This is a genomic window from Leisingera sp. M658, assembly GCF_025144145.1.
Taxonomy (GTDB): domain Bacteria; phylum Pseudomonadota; class Alphaproteobacteria; order Rhodobacterales; family Rhodobacteraceae; genus Leisingera.
The window spans coordinates 1,731,974-1,749,165 of sequence record NZ_CP083546.1 but is presented as its reverse complement, the minus strand read 5'-3'; the positions used below and the strand labels follow the sequence as shown (position 1 = coordinate 1,749,165).

The 17,192-nt window shown below is 60.5% G+C and carries 16 protein-coding genes and 1 tRNA gene; 9 read left to right on the top strand and 8 right to left on the bottom strand.

Translation table 11 applies throughout. The features are described 5' to 3' along the window. Positions 1 to 38 precede the first annotated feature (38 nt). From tig to K3724_RS08735, 4 genes are all read right to left on the bottom strand, one after another. Positions 39 to 1,370 (bottom strand): trigger factor, encoded by a 1,332-nt coding sequence (tig, locus tag K3724_RS08750; protein WP_259991895.1) that lies wholly within the window; start codon positions 1,368 to 1,370, stop codon positions 39 to 41. 196 nt (positions 1,371 to 1,566) lie between these two features. Beyond that, positions 1,567 to 2,685, bottom strand: a complete 1,119-nt coding sequence (locus K3724_RS08745; protein WP_259991893.1) for a porin — start codon at positions 2,683 to 2,685, stop codon at positions 1,567 to 1,569. A 505-nt stretch (positions 2,686 to 3,190) separates the two neighbouring features. Next, positions 3,191 to 3,442, bottom strand: a complete 252-nt coding sequence (locus tag K3724_RS08740) for a hypothetical protein (protein WP_259991891.1) — start codon at positions 3,440 to 3,442, stop codon at positions 3,191 to 3,193. Positions 3,443 to 3,519: 77 nt separating this feature from the next. Further along, on the bottom strand, positions 3,520 to 4,113 hold the full coding sequence (locus K3724_RS08735) for an acyl-homoserine-lactone synthase (protein WP_259991889.1): 594 nt from the start codon (positions 4,111 to 4,113) through the stop codon (positions 3,520 to 3,522). 278 nt (positions 4,114 to 4,391) lie between these two features. Here K3724_RS08735 and K3724_RS08730 point away from each other — a divergent pair, with 278 nt between their 5' ends. Beyond that, complete coding sequence (locus tag K3724_RS08730) at positions 4,392 to 5,072, top strand: autoinducer binding domain-containing protein (RefSeq protein ID WP_259991887.1); 681 nt, start codon at positions 4,392 to 4,394, stop codon at positions 5,070 to 5,072. A 280-nt stretch (positions 5,073 to 5,352) separates the two neighbouring features. Here the strand turns inward: K3724_RS08730 and K3724_RS08725 are convergent. After that, positions 5,353 to 5,437 (bottom strand) — tRNA-Leu (locus K3724_RS08725). A 216-nt stretch (positions 5,438 to 5,653) separates the two neighbouring features. Between K3724_RS08725 and K3724_RS08720 the strand changes: the two genes are divergently transcribed. Continuing rightward, positions 5,654 to 6,181, top strand: a complete 528-nt coding sequence (locus tag K3724_RS08720) for a Hint domain-containing protein (protein WP_259991885.1) — start codon at positions 5,654 to 5,656, stop codon at positions 6,179 to 6,181. Between the two features lie 9 nt (positions 6,182 to 6,190). On the opposite strand, the gene K3724_RS08715 is transcribed toward K3724_RS08720, so the two are convergent. After that, positions 6,191 to 7,810 (bottom strand): NAD(P)H-hydrate dehydratase, encoded by a 1,620-nt coding sequence (locus K3724_RS08715; RefSeq protein ID WP_259991883.1) that lies wholly within the window; start codon positions 7,808 to 7,810, stop codon positions 6,191 to 6,193. A gap of 170 nt (positions 7,811 to 7,980) precedes the next feature. Between K3724_RS08715 and K3724_RS08710 the strand changes: the two genes are divergently transcribed. The 6 genes from K3724_RS08710 (at position 7,981) to dddP (ending at position 14,712) form a co-directional block, all read left to right on the top strand. Further along, positions 7,981 to 8,319, top strand: coding sequence for a P-II family nitrogen regulator (locus tag K3724_RS08710; RefSeq protein ID WP_008554830.1), 339 nt, complete (start codon positions 7,981 to 7,983; stop codon positions 8,317 to 8,319). Positions 8,320 to 8,364: 45 nt separating this feature from the next. Next, the gene (glnA, locus tag K3724_RS08705; protein WP_027259157.1) at positions 8,365 to 9,771 is read left to right on the top strand and encodes a type I glutamate--ammonia ligase; all 1,407 of its coding nucleotides are present in this window, start codon (positions 8,365 to 8,367) and stop codon (positions 9,769 to 9,771) included. Positions 9,772 to 9,891: 120 nt separating this feature from the next. Beyond that, positions 9,892 to 11,139: an Hsp70 family protein gene (locus tag K3724_RS08700; RefSeq protein ID WP_259991880.1), complete on the top strand. Its 1,248-nt coding sequence runs from the start codon at positions 9,892 to 9,894 to the stop codon at positions 11,137 to 11,139. A gap of 92 nt (positions 11,140 to 11,231) precedes the next feature. Continuing rightward, the gene (locus tag K3724_RS08695; RefSeq protein ID WP_259991878.1) at positions 11,232 to 12,026 is read left to right on the top strand and encodes a lytic transglycosylase domain-containing protein; all 795 of its coding nucleotides are present in this window, start codon (positions 11,232 to 11,234) and stop codon (positions 12,024 to 12,026) included. Positions 12,027 to 12,362: 336 nt separating this feature from the next. Then, on the top strand, positions 12,363 to 13,196 hold the full coding sequence (locus K3724_RS08690) for a hypothetical protein (protein WP_259991876.1): 834 nt from the start codon (positions 12,363 to 12,365) through the stop codon (positions 13,194 to 13,196). Between the two features lie 172 nt (positions 13,197 to 13,368). Then, positions 13,369 to 14,712, top strand: coding sequence for a dimethylsulfonioproprionate lyase DddP (gene dddP / locus K3724_RS08685; protein WP_259991874.1), 1,344 nt, complete (start codon positions 13,369 to 13,371; stop codon positions 14,710 to 14,712). A gap of 54 nt (positions 14,713 to 14,766) precedes the next feature. On the opposite strand, the gene K3724_RS08680 is transcribed toward dddP, so the two are convergent. Then, positions 14,767 to 15,315, bottom strand: coding sequence for an NUDIX hydrolase (locus K3724_RS08680; protein WP_259991872.1), 549 nt, complete (start codon positions 15,313 to 15,315; stop codon positions 14,767 to 14,769). A gap of 95 nt (positions 15,316 to 15,410) precedes the next feature. On the opposite strand from K3724_RS08680, the gene K3724_RS08675 reads away from it, so the two are divergent. Then, on the top strand, positions 15,411 to 16,646 hold the full coding sequence (locus tag K3724_RS08675; protein WP_259991870.1) for a bifunctional alpha/beta hydrolase/OsmC family protein: 1,236 nt from the start codon (positions 15,411 to 15,413) through the stop codon (positions 16,644 to 16,646). A 157-nt stretch (positions 16,647 to 16,803) separates the two neighbouring features. Here the strand turns inward: K3724_RS08675 and K3724_RS08670 are convergent, their stop codons facing one another. Then, complete coding sequence (locus K3724_RS08670; protein ID WP_259991868.1) at positions 16,804 to 17,142, bottom strand: hypothetical protein; 339 nt, start codon at positions 17,140 to 17,142, stop codon at positions 16,804 to 16,806. Positions 17,143 to 17,192: the final 50 nt, after the last annotated feature.

Below are 17,192 nucleotides of genomic sequence, written 5' to 3'. Positions count from 1 at the left end.
AAAGGCGGCCTTTCCGTAATGCTGACGGCTTAAGAGGATTACTCCTCGTCCAGCGCCTCGACAGCTTTCTGCAGATCGTCCTTGGAGACTTCTTTCTCCGTCACCTTCGCTTGCGCGACGATGTGGTCGACAACCTTGTCTTCAAACAGCGGCGCCCGCAGCTGCTGCTGCATCTGAGCGTTCTGCTGGATGAATTCAAAGAACTGGCGTTCCTGGCCCGGATACTGACGCGCCTGCGCCATGATCGCCTGGGTCATTTCGGCGTCGGTCACTTCGACTTCGGCTTTCTGGCCCAGCTCGGCCAGCAGCAGGCCCAGGCGCACGCGGCGCTCGGCCAGGGTGTTGTGCTCGTCGGTGGTTTCGATCTCGGGGTGATCATGGCCTTCGACTTCCGGGTTGTCCTCGTGCCACAGCTGATGCGCGATCTGCTTGGCTTCGGCCTCGACCAGCGACGGCGGCAGATCGAAGGAGACCAGAGTGTCCAGCTGGTCCAGCAGCGCACGCTTCATCACAGCACGCGCTGCACCGGCATATTCGGCTTCCAGACGCTCGCTGATCTGAGCTTTCAGCGCGTCCAGATCGTCAGCGCCGAATTTGGTGGCCAGCTCGTCGTTGATCTCGGCCGCTTTCGGGGCTTTCACCTCTTTCACGGTGCAGGAGAACACGGCTTCTTTACCGGCCAGATGCTCGGCGCCGTACTCTTCCGGGAAGGACACGGTCACGTCTTTTTCTTCACCGGCCTTGGAGCCGATCAGCTGCTCTTCAAAACCAGGGATGAAGGAGTTGGAGCCGAGGGCCAGCGGGTAGTCGTCGCCTGCGCCGCCTTCGAAGGCTTCGCCGTCGATCCGGCCGACAAAGTCGATCACAACCTGGTCGCCGTCTTCTGCAGCCGCACCGTCTTCGCGGGCTTCGAATTCCTTGGCGGTGTCGGCCAGGTTGGTCAGCGCTTCGGTGACGGCTTCTTCTTCTGCCTTCACAACCAGCTTTTCCAGCTCAACACCGGAGAAGTCGACCTCGGGGATTTCCGGCAGCGCCTCATAGGCCAGCTCGACATTGACGTCGTCGCCTTCTTTCCATTCGTCGTTGGTCATTTTCACGTCGGGCTGCTGCGCCGGACGGTCGCCGCTGTCCTCGAAGTGCTTGTTCATGGCACCGTCAACAGCTTCCTGCATGGCTTCGCCGATCAGGCGCTGGCCGAACTGCTTTTTCAGCAGCGCCATCGGCACCTTGCCCTTGCGGAAACCCTTCATTTCGACTTCCGGCTGCGCTTCGACGAGCTTTTCGTTGACCTTCTCGTTCAGCTCAGCAGCCGTAACGGTGATAGCGTAGCCGCGTTTCAGACCTTCGTTCAGCGTCTCGGTGACCTGCATCCTATACCCCATAGAGATTCGGGGCGCGTGCGCGCAGGCGCCCCCAGACAATTTGCGGTCTTCTATTTCCCCCGGCGCCCCGGCGCAAGAGGCATTGCCGGTTTGCCGCGCAATCACGCGGATTTCCGGTGCCCGAATATGAAAAACACGCCCGCAAAGGGGCGTGTTTTCCGTTCTGCAACCGAGGGAGGAAGGTTCAGAACTTCCAGCGGGCACCGGCCAGGATCACATTGGCATCCTGATAGGTGGTGGCGCTGGTATCAGCATAGGAATAGTCACGGTAGGCCAGATAGGTTTCGACATTGTAAGCGTCGATCTTCTGGACCGCGGCAATGCCCCAGGACTCGGCGCTGTCACCGGCGGTCACCATGTCCGAACCATCGTAGTAATCAACCGAGAACGCGGTGGAGCCCGCCGCGATCAAATCTGCCTTGTAGCCCAGCTTGGCATAGGCATAGGTGCCCGCAATGTCGCGCTCGCCTGCAGCCAGGTTCAGCGACAGGCCGGTTGCCTTGTGCAGCACCGCGAAGGAGCCGGAGATATCGCGCTGGTCGGCCTTGCCGGTCTCTTCGGTCCAGGAGGCGCCGATGCCGCTGTCGATGGCAAAACCTGCCGCGTCATCATTGGCCCAACGCACCGCCACGTCATAGCTTTCGCGGTCGTTTGCGTCCTTCAGCACGTCAGTGCCGTAAGAGGTGGACAAAGTGAAACCCGCCAGTTCCGGGGTGTCATAGCGGACCCGGCCCAGACGGCCGCCGTCCAGATCGGTGAAGGCATCGCCGATATCCACACCGCTGAGAGCGCCGCCGGTGGTGCGGAAAGCATAGCCGCCCGCAGAGTCGGCAACAGAGTTGGAGGCGCCAAGGCCGGTGCCCGAAAAATCCGCGCCGGTGATGCCGTCGGTTGCCATCGAGCCCTGACCTGCCGAGAAACGGCCATAGCTGGCAGTGTCGAACTGGAAATCAACATGGCGGATGTTGGTGCGGTCCCAGCTGATGTTGTCGCCGGTGGTCAGCTGGCTGACCCCGTCGGAGCCGCGAAAGCCAAACGCAGTCTCAAAGCGGAACCGCAGAGTGTTTTCGCCGTAAGCTTGCTCAATCTCAAAACCGATGCGCGAATTTGACGCCTCGTTGTCCACCAGACGGTTAAAGTCTTCCTGCCCGTCATCAAAGGACTGGAACGACGGGTTGAATTGCCCGTACCAGCGGAAGCTGCCGCCAGTGTCGTTGGTGTAAGTCGGGCCCGCAAATGCCGGGGCTGCAAGCGCTGCTGCCAAAGTGGCCGCGCCTGCGCGCGCTGCAAATTTAATGCTCATTTTCTTCAAGTCTCCTGTTCCGTCAGCAGCATGTCTCTCCATCCCTGAGACCGCCGCTTGGGCCAGGAGCTATCACGCGTTTTTCCGCCCCTTCAGGGTTGAAAATTCACCCCGGGATCAGGAGAAATGAATAGGCGGTTTTCTGCCTACTGCAACTTTAAGCCTGCAAGAAACCGCCTATGGGCAATGCGTTAGGTGAAAAAGGTCACTTTCACCCAATCACTAGGCTCAGAGGGGGCATGCAATTTCTGCAACCCTGCGCACACGCTCAATACTGCATTCATTTTCGCACAGAACAGCGCAGCGGAGTCCGGCAAAAAAAGTCCCGGACAAACGAGGCAATTCAGTGCGCTGCGTCCCGCAAGGATCAGATCTTCCAACCTGCGCCTTGAACCCAAGCGATCAGATCCAGCTAGAGCCGCTGCGCGGCGTGGTTTCCGGAATGCCTGCGCCATCCGCGGCCAGCCTGTTCCAAGGCGATGCGCTTGGAACGCCGGGCCAGCGCTTACGGCATGCCGAAGGGGCTTAGTCCAGCTATCACTATCCAGCTATCCAGCGCATCGCGCAATGTGGCGCCGCGTGCGGAAAACCCGTGCAGCTGAACTAACCACCGGCATTCGGGCGCAGCTGTCTGTTCCCCGCGCACCAGCCTGACTTCGCCGCCCATCATGACGAATTGAGACGCCCGCGGGATGCCCTGAAGCTCGGACAGGATGCGCCAGTCGGAAATACTTTGCTGAGTGTTAATCTTTGACATGCGGGAGTGCTCGGATTTCCGTCTGGGGCCGTGAGTGCCGTCGTGGTGGTGCTGTCTGCGGAAAAACAGAAAGCTCTTCACGCTTCGCTGCTTCCTGGCTGGGGCACATCGGCAGAATAAACACGGTACTTGCCGTTTTGATCGCCTCTGAGCGGGCCAAGCGGGACGACATTTGCAAAGCCTGAGGACTTGGCCAGCCGTGCGACAACCGGCGGAGACAGAAACACGAAACGTTCTCCGCCCAGCTCCTGCAGGAATGTCCGCAGCCGCTGCAACACCAGCTGCCCTGCTCCCGCGGCACCATTCGATGCAAACCTGGTAAGTTCCCAGACCGCGGGATCGCACGGCGGCTCTTCATCACACAAGTCCGCGGGCAGCCCGGGAAGCATGCCGCGGACCGCATCACGCACCATATAAGTCATTTCGGATCTGCCTGGATGGCGGCCCCCGCGATCTGTGCGCAGCAGCCTCGCACCGGCCAGCGCTTCGCCTGTGGCAGGATCAAATGCGATAATGTAGTAGGCGTCCAGATGATCGTATTGATCCAGATCGCTTCGGCAGGACAACCACACGCGCCAGTTTTTGCCGTCCGCAAACACGCTCTTGCGCAACGACATAAAGGCGTCCAGCACATCCTGATCTGGACTTCTCAGTGACTTTGGCAGCCGCACCGGCTCAAACCGGACAACCATAGTTTCAATACCTGTCCGGGCCTTGGCCTCGCTCCTGGCGTATCCGTTTTGCATAAATGTATCTCCAGTACAGGTTTCGACCTTCCCTGCGCAGAAATTACACCTAAGGGTAGATTTTCGTCTGTCCACAACTACCTGACTGTTGCATTCTATTTGCAACTCTGGTCACATCAAATGCGACCTAGGTTGCGGGCAAGACAACCAAGGTTGCCGGCAGTGAGACTTAAGTCGCAAGTCATTCGGGGTGGAAGGTTGAGATGCCAAAATCTGTGATTACAACGAATCTGCCCTCGGACGGAGCAAACAGCACAAAGATTGCCGAGGCTTTTTCGGCCTGCAGATCCGCGATCAACGAAGTAAGCACCACGGGTTTCACCCTTATGGTCAACTTTTCAATCATGGGGTATGAGCACTTTGAATGTTCCTTCCACGAAAAATGGAAGGAACAGTATGACCGGGAAAACTACTTCCTTCATGACCCTGTATTCAATTGGGCGCTGAAGAACGAAGGCGCCATACGCTGGTCGGCCATTCAGCTGCCCGACCCTCTGCAGATACTCGAAAAGTCTCAGCGGTACGGTCTGGTATATGGCGCTGCCTTTGCGGCTCTGACGGGATCAAAAAGATCAATGGTGTTTGTTTCCCGGCAGGACAGGGAGCTTTCGGATAACGAGATGCGCAGGCTGAGCATGGTTGTCACCGAGTTTTTTGACTCGCTGCTTCCACCCCCGTCCCTTTCCGGGAAAGAACTGGAGATGCTGCGCCTGCATATCCAGCAGGAGATGTCTTATGATGAGATCGCAGAGCAATTTTCGCTTTCTTTATCAGCAGTGAAAACCAGTTTTCTGCGGATGCGGCAAAAGTTCGGCTGCAAGTCAACCGCGCGCCTCGCCTATCTGGCCAAAGAGCGCAACCTGTTTGGGGTAGAGCCGCCCTGAACCTGTTGACCGGCCTCAATTAAATGATCCGGGGATCGTTTCGGAACAAGCGATGCAGCGTACCAGGAATTTTGCCAAAGCTGCCGTTCGCCCACCTCGCAGGATCCGGCACTTGGGGTCGATCCTGCCACCCGCTGGGATGAGAACAGGCTAAGCAAAGGCAGCTATCCAAGACCGCCCGGCCGCGCCAGAACATAACAAGAACATGATCAAGAGTACAAAACATAGCGCAGAACACTCGCCGCGCTGAGTTTGTAGAAATTTACCCGTAAAATCAATCTGGTGCGGGTGAAGGGACTCGAACCCCCACGCCTTGCGGCGCCAGAACCTAAATCTGGTGCGTCTACCAATTCCGCCACACCCGCACGCACACAAAAATGCTTTGTGTGACGCGGTGATTATCAAAGGACAGCGGCGGATGCGAGCGGAAAACGCGTCCTCGGGCGCCCTGTGCAAAACAGCAACAATCCGTCCGCATAATTGCAACAATGGGCAGGCATTCGCCGGAAAAGGCTGGGCCTGGAATCCGGTTCTGGCATAGATTCACAAAAAAGTCTGAGGCAGACAGAGCGAGTAACAACATGAAACCGTTTGGTAATGCGGCCTTGCGCGCGCAATTGGCGATGCGCGGCCAAGCACAGCCCCGGCGCCTGTATCAGGGCAGCCAGAACATCAGCCTGCTGCGCGGCACCCTGGTACTGACCCGCGAGGGTGAGCGCGCAGCGGAAGAGGTTAAAGCAGGCGGCGGCCTCATCACCCGCACCCAGGGCATGGCCCGGGTAGAAGCGGTCCGCACCCGCCGCGCCATGCTGCAAGCCGTATGCATTTCTGCCGGATCGCTTGGCGACACCCGCGCAGACAGCGACCTGACCGTCCCTTGGGACCAGCGGGTCCTGGTCCGTGATTGGCGCGCCAAGGCAATGTTCGGCCAGCCGCAGGCAGTGGTGCCGGCCTATGAGCTGGTGGATGGCGAATTCATCCGTGATCTGGGTCTGCAGATGATGGATCTGACGATCCTGGAGTTTTCCCGCCCGCATGTGATTTATGCAGGCGGACTGGAACTGGCCGCAGCCGCCGCACCGGACGAAGATCTGCGCCCGGCAGCCTGAACCGGAGCGTTACAGGCCCAGCTTGCGGAACACGGCGGGGATCTGCTCTGGCAGGTCCTCGGCAATCAGGCCGGGGCCGAATTCCAGCGCGCATTCCACATGGACATAGGCGGCCGTTTCCGCCGCCTGCATGGGAGAGAACCCGCGCGCCATCAGCCCGGTGATGAAGCCCGCCAGCACATCGCCCGACCCGGCGGTGGCCAGCCAGGGAGCAGAACGTTCGTAATGCGCGGAATTGACCGAGCAGCGGCCGTCCGGCGCGGCAATCACCGTATCCGGCCCCTTGAACAGCACCACGCAGCCGGCGCGTATTGCCGCCTCGCGGGTGGCATCCACTTTAGAGTCAGCCGGGCCTGTGGTGGCTGGCGCATTCAGCTTTTCGGCCAGGTCCGGGAACAGCCTGGCAAATTCACCGCCATGCGGGGTGATCACACAGTCTTCATGCAAAACCTCAAACAGCACCTCCGGCTTCATCTCGAACCGGGTAAGCGCATCTGCATCCAAAACGGTTGGCCGCTTTTCCTTCAGCGCGGCAAAAACCATCGCCTGCGTATCCGCCCCGCGTCCCATACCGGGGCCAAGGCAAATAGCGCTGAGCCGTTCGTCTTCCATCAGCTCCACCAGCCCATGCGCGCCGTCGATCTGGCGAAGCATGATGGCGGTCAGATTGGCGGCATTTTCAAACATCGCCGAGCGCGGCGAACCGACGGTGACCAGCCCGGCCCCGATCCGCAAAGCACCGCGGGCAGCCAGTCGGGCGGCGCCGGTTTTGCCGTGGCCGCCGGAGAGGATGAGGGCGTGGCCGTGGGAATATTTGTGCCCCGCCGCCTTGCCGCCCCCAGATGGTGCCGCAAGCGTCACCACTTTGCCCGGCACCGCTGGGCTGTCCCTGTCAGCAAGGCCGATGTCTTTCACAACAATTTTGCCGCACGCAACCGCGCCGTCAGAGAGGAACTGCCCGAGCTTGGCCCGGTGGAAGCTCACCGTGAAATTTGCCATCACTACTGAATCGAACGGATTTTCACCCGCGTACCCCAGGTACAGCCCGCTATCCGCGCAAGCGCCGCTGGGCATATCGACTGCTACAACCCGCGGGGCCGCGCCACGGCGGGAAGCGGCTTGCCAGAGGTTCAGCTCATTTTGAATCTCGCCTTGATCCAGAAACGGCCGCGTCAGCCCTGTGCCGAAGACCGCATCAACCGCCAGATCCGCATCCCCTCCAGCGTCAATCACTTCCTCACAAAGCGGCCGTACCGCGTCTGACTCCCGCCACCGCTCATAATTCGTCTTCGCATCCGGCGGCAGCTTGTCCGGGTCTCCATAAAGAAACACCTCCACCGCCCAACCGCGCTCCTTCAAAAGCCGCGCCACCACAAAGCCGTCGCCGCCGTTGTTGCCCGGCCCGCACAGGACCACCGCCCGGCGCGGCTTTTCATCTTTGTCCAAATACTCCGGGGAGTGCGAGGGGCCGGCCCCTCGCTCTTCTGCCAGCTCCGGCCACTCCTCAAAGATGGCCTCAACCACCCCCTGCCCGGCCCGCTCCATCAGCTCCAGCCCGGTCACTTCGCCGGACTCAATGGCGGCCTGTTCAATGGCCCGCATCTGGGCGGCGGTCAGCAGTTCGGTCATTTCGTCTTCTTTCCCGATTCATTTTTGCGCAATCCTTGGGCGCAATGCTTAATTTTTAGGCGGCGACCATCAAATCCTGGCCAGAATTGCCGCAGCTGCACAGCCGCGCATTGCTGCCTTCATTTAGAAGTGAAATGACACCCTCAACAAGCTTGCGAGGAGCCATTCCGATGAAAAAGATCGAAGCCATCATCAAGCCTTTTAAACTGGATGAGGTGAAGGAAGCGTTGCAGGACGTCGGCGTCCAGGGTCTTTCCGTCATCGAGGTCAAAGGCTTTGGCCGTCAGAAGGGCCACACCGAGCTGTACCGCGGTGCTGAATATGTGGTCGACTTCCTGCCCAAGGTGAAGGTCGAGGTTGTGCTGGACGACGATCAGGTCGACCAAGCGATCGAGGCCATCGTCGACGCCGCCAAAACCGACAAGATCGGCGACGGCAAAATCTTTGTTTCGCCCGTCGAGCAAGCCATCCGCATCCGCACCGGCGAGACCGGCCCGGACGCGTTGTAAGTTAACAGAAAATCTCCAAGACATCTCTAAAGAAGGACTAAGGGAATGAGCGTAGACGCAGTTCTCAAGACTCTCCGTGAAGACGACGTCGCCTATGTCGACATCCGTTTCACCGACGTGCGCGGCCGCCTGCAGCACGTGACCGTGGACGTGGACCTGGTCGACGAAGACTTCCTCGAAGAAGGCTTCATGTTCGACGGCTCCTCGATCGCCGGCTGGAAGTCGATTGAAAACTCCGACATGAAACTGATGGCCGACACCACGTCTGCCTATATCGATCCGTTTTATGCCGAGAAAACCCTCTGCATCCATTGCTCGATTGTTGAGCCCGACACCGGCGAAGCCTATGAGCGCGACCCGCGCGGCACCGCCCAGAAGGCTGAAGCCTACCTGAAGTCCTCCGGCATCGGCGATGTGGCCTATATGGGCCCCGAAGCGGAGTTTTTCCTGTTTGACGACGTGCGCTACTCCAACACCATCAACAAGGTGTCCTATGAAGTAGACGCAACCGACGGTTCCTGGAACACCGACGCCGAGTTCGAGATGGGCAACATGGGCCACCGCCCGGGCCTGAAGGGCGGCTATTTCCCGGTGAACCCGACCGACGAAGCGCAGGACCTGCGTTCCGAAATGCTCTCGACCATGAAGCGTCTGGGCATGAAGGTCGACAAGCACCACCACGAGGTTGCCTCCTGCCAGCACGAGCTGGGCCTGATCTTTGACAGCCTGACCAAACAGGCCGACGAGCTGCAGAAATACAAATACGTGATCCACAACGTGGCGCACGCCTATGGCAAATCGGCGACCTTCATGCCGAAGCCGATCTATGGCGACAACGGGTCCGGCATGCACGTGAACATGTCGATCTGGAAAGACGGCAAGCCGCTGTTTGCAGGCGACAAATACGCCGACCTGAGCCAGGAAGCGCTGTATTTCATCGGTGGCATTCTGAAGCATTCCAAGACCCTGAATGCCTTCACCAACCCGTCCACCAACTCCTACAAGCGCCTGATCCCCGGCTTTGAAGCCCCGGTTCTGCGCGCCTACTCCGCCCGCAACCGTTCCGGCTGCGTACGGATCCCGTGGACCGAAAGCCCGAAAGCCAAGCGCGTCGAGGCCCGTTTCCCCGATCCGGCGGCGAACCCCTACCTGTGCTTTGCCGCGCTGCTGATGGCCGGCCTGGACGGCATCAAGAACAAGATCGATCCCGGCGAAGCCATGGACAAGAACCTGTACGATCTGCCGGCCGAAGAGCTGGAAGGCATCCCGACCGTCTGCGGCAGCTTGCGTGAAGCTGTTGACGCGCTGGCCGCCGACCACGACTTCCTGCTGCAGGGCGACGTATTCACCAAAGACCAGATCGACGGCTACATCGAGCTGAAGATGGAAGAGGTGCACAAGTACGAGCACACCCCGCATCCGGTCGAATTCGGCATGTACTACAGCTGCTAAGCTGCAGCACCATGTTTAGAAAGGGCGTCCCTCGGGGCGCCCTTTTCTATTGCACCTCTTGCTCTTGGGCGGCACTTTCAGTATTCCGCCCGGCTCAGCCCAGCAGACAGGAGCCTTCCCATGACTGCCCCCAACACCCTTGGTATCGACTTTGGCACCTCCAATTCGGCGGCGGGGATTGCCGTGGCCGGCCGGCCCTGGCTGGTCGAGATGGAACCTGGCGAGCAGACCCTGCCTACCGCTGTGTTCTTTGAGGACGGCGCGCGTGCCATGCGGATCGGCCACAGCGCCACGCGGGCGCTGATCAACGGTGACGAGGGACGTTTCATGCGCGCCTTGAAAAGCCTGCTGGGCACGCCGCTGCTGCATGAGGAACGGCGGCTGGGCGGCGAGCGGATCAGTTTCGGCACCCTCATCGCCCGCTTTCTGGCCGAGATGAAGACCCGCGCCGAGACGGCGACGCATATGGAATTCACCCACGCGCTGTCCGGCCGGCCGGTGCGGTTTCATTCCAAGGATGAGGCCCGCAATATCCAGGCCGAAAAGGACCTGCGCGCCTGTTACCTGGAGGCGGGTTTTCACGACGTGCTGTTCATGTATGAACCCGAAGCCGCCCTGCGCGCTGCAGCACCTGCGCCGGGCCGCGGGCTGATTGTCGATATCGGCGGCGGCACCTCGGACTTTACCGCCTTTGAACAGGACGCAAACGGCGCAACCCGCATCCTGGCCTCGCATGGGGTGCGGCTGGGCGGCACCGATTTTGACCGGCAGCTGAGCATCCATCATGTGATGCCGCTGCTGGGACGCGGCAGCCAAATCCGCAACAGTTTTGGCGGCGGCACCCTGCCGGCCCCGAACCGGCTGTTCAACGATCTGGCCACCTGGCAGATGATCCCGTTCCTTTACAGTCCGGAGAACCGCCGGGCCGCAAAGGACCTGGCCGCCAATGCGGTTGAACCGGACAGGCTGACCCGGTTGGTTGACGTGCTGGAGGACGAACTGGGGCACGAACTGGCCTTTGCGGTTGAGCGCGGCAAGATCCAGGCCAACACGGCAGGCGGCGCGGCGGCGATCGACCTGAAGCTGCTGCAGCGCGGCCTGTCAGTGCCGCTGCCCGCCGCAGAAATGAACCAGACTCTGGCAGAACAGACCGCAGCCATCGGGGCCTGCGCTGCCGAGACTCTGGCGCAGGCCGGTCTTACTGCTGGCAAGGTGGACCGGATCGTACTGGTCGGCGGCTCTTCGCTGCTGGGGGCGGTTCAGGCGCAAATGCGCAGCATCTGTCCAAACGCCCGCGTTGAAACAGGAAATGCCATGACAGCGGTGGCGGACGGGCTTGCCCTGGCCGCCGGAACAGCCTTTGCTTAGGTAAATGGGAACCATGCACGGCTTTTCCCGTTAGACACGCGCGGCCAGCACGTTAGGCTGAAAGCTACGAGTCACATTTGAGAGAGTCTTTCATGCGCCGTCTGCTGGCCTCTGCCCTGATTTCCACCCTGCTAGCTTCCCCTGCCCTGGCCGCGCCTTGCGGCAATACCTCATCCGGGTTTGACGCCTGGAAGCGGGATTTTCAGCGCGAGGCCAAGCGCGCAGGCGTGCGCAAGGCAGGATTGCAGGCGCTTGCCGCCGCGCAATATGCCCGCCGCACGATTTCTGCTGACCGCAACCAGAAGAGCTTTAAATACTCGCTGGAGAAATTCATGCAGATCCGCGGCTCGGCGACCATCGTGGCGCAGGGCCGCAAGCGCAAGGCGCGCAACCCGGAATTTTATGCCGCACTTGAGCGGAAATTCGGCGTGCCCGCCGGCGTTCTGATTGCAATCCACGGGATGGAAACCGCGTTCGGCAACTATATGGGCGACAGCCAGGTGGTTTCCGCCATCGTGACGCTGACCTATGATTGCCGCCGCTCCGATTTTTTCCGCCCGCATGCGCTGGGGGCGCTGAAATTGGTGGATCAGGGCGCCATCACCCCGGCCACGCTGGGGGCCAAGCACGGCGAGCTGGGCCATACCCAGTTCCTGCCCGGCAATGCGCTGCAATACGGGGTGGACTGGGACGGCAACGGGCAGGTGGATTTCTACAATATGGGGGACGCGATGGCCTCCACCGCCAATTACCTGCGCCAAAAAGGCTGGAAACCCGGCAAGGGCTATCAGCAGGGCGAGCCGAACTACCGGGTTCTGAAAGAATGGAACGCCGCAACTGTTTATCAGCAGTCTCTCGCAATCATGGGGCGGCAGATCGACGGCTAAGCCGCAACCAAGAAAATTTCAGGCAAGGTTGCTGCCTGCTCCTTTGGCTGTATTGCGTCTGCCCTTTTGACCGCCAGGAACAGTGAAGATGATTCCCGCGCCATTGTAGGCTCTTGGGCATCAATGTGTCCGCCGACCGCCGCAATTGGGCCGCAATCCAGCCATCCAAATCGAACACATAGAAATAAACCCAATAAAAACAATAGCATCAACAACGCCCTGTTTCCTGCAACTCTGTTCGCGCTGTTTCGCCTGACGCCGTGTTTTCCGCCCCACTTTCAACTCGTTCAAATTTTATCCTTCTTTTAACGGCACCCTGAATGGAGGATCCGGACGGTGGCAGAGAAAGTGCAGTATACAGGCAGGCTTGGACTGGAAGCCCGCGATACCGGGACCCTTTCAGCAGCGGTTTCGGCTGTTGTGGACACGCTCGAGGATTTCGGCCATCCGGCAGAAACAATTGAGGCGCGGGCAGAAAATACAGCCAAAATTCAATGTGACCATTACCTGGTGACTGTACGCCTGCGCAGGGTCCCCTTGCGGCGCGCCAGCCGGCTGACAAACTCGATGCTGCAGCCCGCGGCACTGCTGGAACTTTCGCTGACGCCCGCCTTTCCCGATTATTGCGATCAGGAGATTTCGGAGCTGTTCCTGGCCGAAATGCTGCGGCGGCTGCTTCCTGCTGTCGAGGCAACTTTGGTTGAATGGCGCGAATCCGATGTGGCACTGACGTGCGAACAGTTCCTGAGCGTGTTCGAGCCCAATCCGGAAAGCAGCCTGCAAGCCACACCCGGGCCAGCCGAAACCCGGCAGGAACAACCCGCTCCTGTCAGGCTGCGCGGCCGGGCATGTTTCACTCCGGTTGATCAAGCTGCGCTGGCACTTGATGCCCACTGCGACCAAGCGTTCCAAGCCGTCAGGCTTACCCAAAGCGAACCAGAAGAAACCCAGAAAGCGGATCGTGCTCAGGCCAGAGCCCGCAAACCGGAACAGGCCCAAAGCCCCTACCGCGGCTGGGCGTATCAACTCAGATCGACGGCGATTGCCGCTTTCAGCATTGCGGGCACCCGCCGATTGCGCTTCATCAGCCATCTTATGCTTCTGACAGCTTTGCTGCTGTATTTGGAAAGTGCCGGAATGGTGCAGGCTGCCCGCCCGCTGGTGCCATAGGCCCTGTGTACGAACACGGACCGCCACGTTTGATGATACCCCCCCCCTTCACGGTTCACATTATCCAATGCCCAAGGGTCAGAAACGACTGTAAAACCCGTCGTTTTCTGCTGCGCTTCCGCCAGTAGACGGCTGCACACTGGACAAACCTGTGCAGCGACGGAGGCCACGCATGAACGAGCATTACCGCGACATCCGCAAAATAGATCCAACCCGCGGCGCCAATCTGGGCGACAACACCCCGAACAACAATGACCGGGTGGAGATCGGCCCGACCCAGCTGGCTTTTGGCGAATGGGCCGAGGCCGGTCTGCAGCTTCCTGACCTGCAGGCCATGCGCAAATTCCGTTGGGAGCGGCTGACCCGTTTCATCAACGACCGCGGCTATGCCGGCCTTCTGGTATTTGATCCGCTGAACATCCGCTATGCCACCGACAGCACCAACATGCAGCTGTGGAACACTCACAACCCGTTCCGCGCCCTGCTGATCTGCGCCGACGGCTACATGGTGCTGTGGGATTACAAACAGTCGCCTTTCCTCAGCGAATTCAACCCGCTGGTGCGCGAACAGCGCGCTGGTGCGGACCTGTTTTACTTCGACCGCGGCGACAAGGTGGATGTGGCGGCGGATGTGTTCTCCAATGAGGTGCGCAAACTGCTGGAGGAACACAGCGGCAGCAACAAGCGCCTGGCAGTGGACAAGGTCATGCTGCACGGGCTGCGCGCGCTGGAGGCGCAAGGCCTGGAGATCCTCCCCGGCGAAGAGCTGACCGAAAAATGCCGCGCGGTGAAAGGCCCGGACGAGATCCTGGCAATGCGCTGCGCCCATCACGCCTGCGAAACCGCAGTGGCCGCGATGGAACGGTTCGCCCGCGAAAAGGTGCCCGGCGGCGATATCTCGGAAGACGACGTCTGGGCGGTGCTGCACGCGGAAAACATCCGTCGCGGCGGCGAGTGGATCGAAACCCGGCTGCTGGCCTCCGGCCCGCGCACCAACCCCTGGTTCCAGGAGTGCGGCCCCCGTATTATCCAGAACAATGAGATGATCAGTTTTGACACCGATCTGGTGGGGTCCTACGGGATCTGCATCGATATCTCGCGCAGCTGGTGGATCGGCGATGAAAAACCCCGCGCCGATATGGTCTATGCCATGCAGCACGGCGTCGAACACATTCGCCACAATATGGAGATGCTGAAACCCGGCGTGAACATCCAGGAACTGTCACGCGGCTGCCATGTGTTGGATGCGCAGTTCCAAAAGCAGAAATACGGCTGCATGATGCACGGCGTTGGACTGTGCGATGAATGGCCGCTGGTTGCTTATCCGGACCAGATGGTCGAGGGCGCCTTTGACTATGACCTGGAACCGGGCATGGTTCTGTGTGTCGAAGCGCTGATCTCCCCCGAAGGCGGCGATTTTTCGATCAAGCTGGAAGACCAGGTGCTGATCACTGAGGACGGCTACGAGAACCTGACCAAATACCCGTTCGACAAGGCACTCATGGGGGAAGCCTGACCTGAACTGCCGGCCCCGCCTGTACAGGCGGGGCCGGGATACCCTGCGGCGCCGTCAGGCGCCTCCGCTTAAGAACAGCGCCAGCTTTTCGCGCAGCACCAAAACACCCGGTGACTCCGTCACCTCCTGCAGCCGGTCCAGCGGCACCCAGGCCAGCGTATGGGATTCCCCGCTCACCGCAATTTCCCCGGCCTCCGCCTGAAACAGATAACGCACATCATAATGCAGATGCGCGCGGTCCTTCGCAGTTTGCGGGATTTCGTGAATATCCACATCAAACACCTGGCCGGACAACGGCTTGATCCGGGACAGCCCGCTTTCCTCATAAGCTTCTTTCAGCGCGACAAAAGGCACGTCGGCAATGCCATCGCAATGGCCGCCCAACTGCAGCCAGCGGTCCAGCTTCCGGTGATGGGTAAGCAGAACGCATTTCATGTCCGGTGACATCACAAAGGCTGATCCGGTCACATGGCCGGTCTCAGCATTGCGGCCAAAGGCCTGAGGCTCGCTTTCGCAAAACTTCCGCAAATGCCGCCACATTTTCCGGTCACGGGCTGTCCGGGGTTTGTAATATCCAACGCCGCTCAGAGTTATTGCGCTCATCTGCCTTCACCTTCCCGTGACGTTGCGGGCTGCCGCCTTGTTCAGGGCTCATTGCGCGCTCAATCTATGCAGAACACCCAACAAAGGCCACGCCCATGCCCGCTGAACGCATCTCCTTTCCCGGCCATGCCGGAACACCCCTTGCTGCCCGCCTTGATCTGCCCGAGGGACCGGTCCTTGCAACGGCGCTCTTTGCCCATTGCTTCACCTGCTCCAAAGATATCCCGGCGGCACGGCGGATTGCCGGGCGGCTGGCGGCGATGGGGATCGCGGTGCTGCGGTTCGACTTTACCGGATTGGGGCATTCCGAAGGGGAGTTCGAAAACACCTCCTTCAGCTCTAATGTCGCGGATCTGATCATGGCGGCGCAATATTTGGCCTCGCGCGGCATGGCGCCCTCGTTGCTAATCGGCCATTCCCTGGGCGGCGCGGCGGTGCTGCGGGCGCGGGCAGGCATCCCGTCTGTCAAAGGCGTGGTGACACTGGGCGCGCCGTTTGATCCCGGCCATGTCTCGCACCACTTCGACGCTGCCTTGCCCGAGATTGAAGCCAAAGGCCGTGCAGAAGTCTGCCTGGGCGGGCGGCCTTTTGTCATTGGCAGGGAATTCGTCGACGATATCAACGCCGAAGCGCTGGAGCCTGCAATTACCGGCCTCAAGGCTGCACTGCTGGTGCTGCATGCCCCGCGGGATGAAACAGTAAGCATCGACAATGCGGCCTCGATCTTTGCCGCGGCCAAACACCCCAAAAGCTTTGTCACCCTGGATGATGCCGATCACCTGATCAGCCGTGCTGCGGATGCGGAATATGCCGCCGAGGTGATTGCCGCCTGGGCCGGGCGCTATGTCAGAATGGCCCCGCCCGCGCCGCCGCCCGGTGCCCCCGAAGGCATCCTGCGGGTGACCGAGGCGGACCCGGAGGGGTTCCTGCAGGATGTGCAATCCGGTCCCTATCACCACACCTTTGCGGATGAGCCATTGGCCTATGGCGGCACCAATCGCGGCATGTCGCCTTACGGCTTTGTGGCGGCGGGGCTGGGCGCCTGCACTTCGATGACGCTGCGCATGTATGCCCGCCGCAAGGGCTGGCCGTTGGAGGGGATCAGCGTAGATGTCAGCCATGACAAGGTGCACGCCCAGGATGCCCAGCCGACGGGACCTGCCAAAATCGACCAGTTCACCCGTGTGATCCACCTCTGCGGCCCTTTGAGCGGGGAGCAGCGGGCCAAGCTGATGGAGATTGCAGACAGATGCCCGGTGCACCGGACACTGGAGAGCGGCGCCAAAGTGGTGACGCATCTGGAGACCACCCCCCAGGCGGCGACTGCGTAACTTTCAATATTCCAGGATCTCCCGCGCCCGGCCGTTGCAGGAAACCTGCAACGGCAGCGGCCTTGGGCCCGGCGCCGCGCCAAGGCGCGGCGCCGGGCCCAACTGCGGCAGGCCTTCGCCAGAAGGCCGCAGCGCAGGCGGGAGACCGCCCCTGCTGTTATTCAGAGTAGCGGCCAGCAGTGATGCCTCCGCTTTCATCCACAAACCGCAATGCCGCTCCATCGCTTTCCAAAACAAAACAGGCCCACAGGTCCGACGGCGGCCAGGTGGAGCAGTATTTACCGTCCCGCACACCCCAGTAGCCCCAGCTGTCATGACCAGCATTGTACAACGTCCGTCCCGACGTCCGGAACTCCTGCCAGGCGCCGCTGCCATAGACCAGCTTGCGCCCTGCCAGCGCGGCTTGCACGTCCTCTCCGCTCAACGCCCGCCATTCCGCCGCCGCAAGCGGCGAAACGGTCAATGATACCGCAATCATCAGGGCAATGTGCCTCATGTCCGTCTCCCAGCCTTGCTGTCACGCCTTACCTGATCTAATAGGCCCGG

Bases quoted from the DNA above. Each gene is read 5' to 3' on its own strand.
- K3724_RS08700 (WP_259991880.1), top strand. From the start codon at position 9,892: ATGACTGCCCCCAACACCCTTGGTATCGACTTTGGCACCTCCAATTCG.
- K3724_RS08675 (WP_259991870.1), top strand. From the start codon at position 15,411: ATGCCCGCTGAACGCATCTCCTTTCCCGGCCATGCCGGAACACCCCTT.
- K3724_RS08745 (WP_259991893.1), bottom strand. From the start codon at position 2,685: ATGAGCATTAAATTTGCAGCGCGCGCAGGCGCGGCCACTTTGGCAGCA.
- K3724_RS08720 (WP_259991885.1), top strand. From the start codon at position 5,654: ATGAAACCGTTTGGTAATGCGGCCTTGCGCGCGCAATTGGCGATGCGC.
- dddP (WP_259991874.1), top strand. From the start codon at position 13,369: ATGAACGAGCATTACCGCGACATCCGCAAAATAGATCCAACCCGCGGC.
- K3724_RS08715 (WP_259991883.1), bottom strand. From the start codon at position 7,810: ATGACCGAACTGCTGACCGCCGCCCAGATGCGGGCCATTGAACAGGCC.
- K3724_RS08740 (WP_259991891.1), bottom strand. From the start codon at position 3,442: ATGTCAAAGATTAACACTCAGCAAAGTATTTCCGACTGGCGCATCCTG.
- K3724_RS08680 (WP_259991872.1), bottom strand. From the start codon at position 15,315: ATGAGCGCAATAACTCTGAGCGGCGTTGGATATTACAAACCCCGGACA.
- tig (WP_259991895.1), bottom strand. From the start codon at position 1,370: ATGCAGGTCACCGAGACGCTGAACGAAGGTCTGAAACGCGGCTACGCT.
- glnA (WP_027259157.1), top strand. From the start codon at position 8,365: ATGAGCGTAGACGCAGTTCTCAAGACTCTCCGTGAAGACGACGTCGCC.
- K3724_RS08730 (WP_259991887.1), top strand. From the start codon at position 4,392: ATGCCAAAATCTGTGATTACAACGAATCTGCCCTCGGACGGAGCAAAC.
- K3724_RS08710 (WP_008554830.1), top strand. From the start codon at position 7,981: ATGAAAAAGATCGAAGCCATCATCAAGCCTTTTAAACTGGATGAGGTG.
- K3724_RS08695 (WP_259991878.1), top strand. From the start codon at position 11,232: ATGCGCCGTCTGCTGGCCTCTGCCCTGATTTCCACCCTGCTAGCTTCC.
- K3724_RS08670 (WP_259991868.1), bottom strand. From the start codon at position 17,142: ATGAGGCACATTGCCCTGATGATTGCGGTATCATTGACCGTTTCGCCG.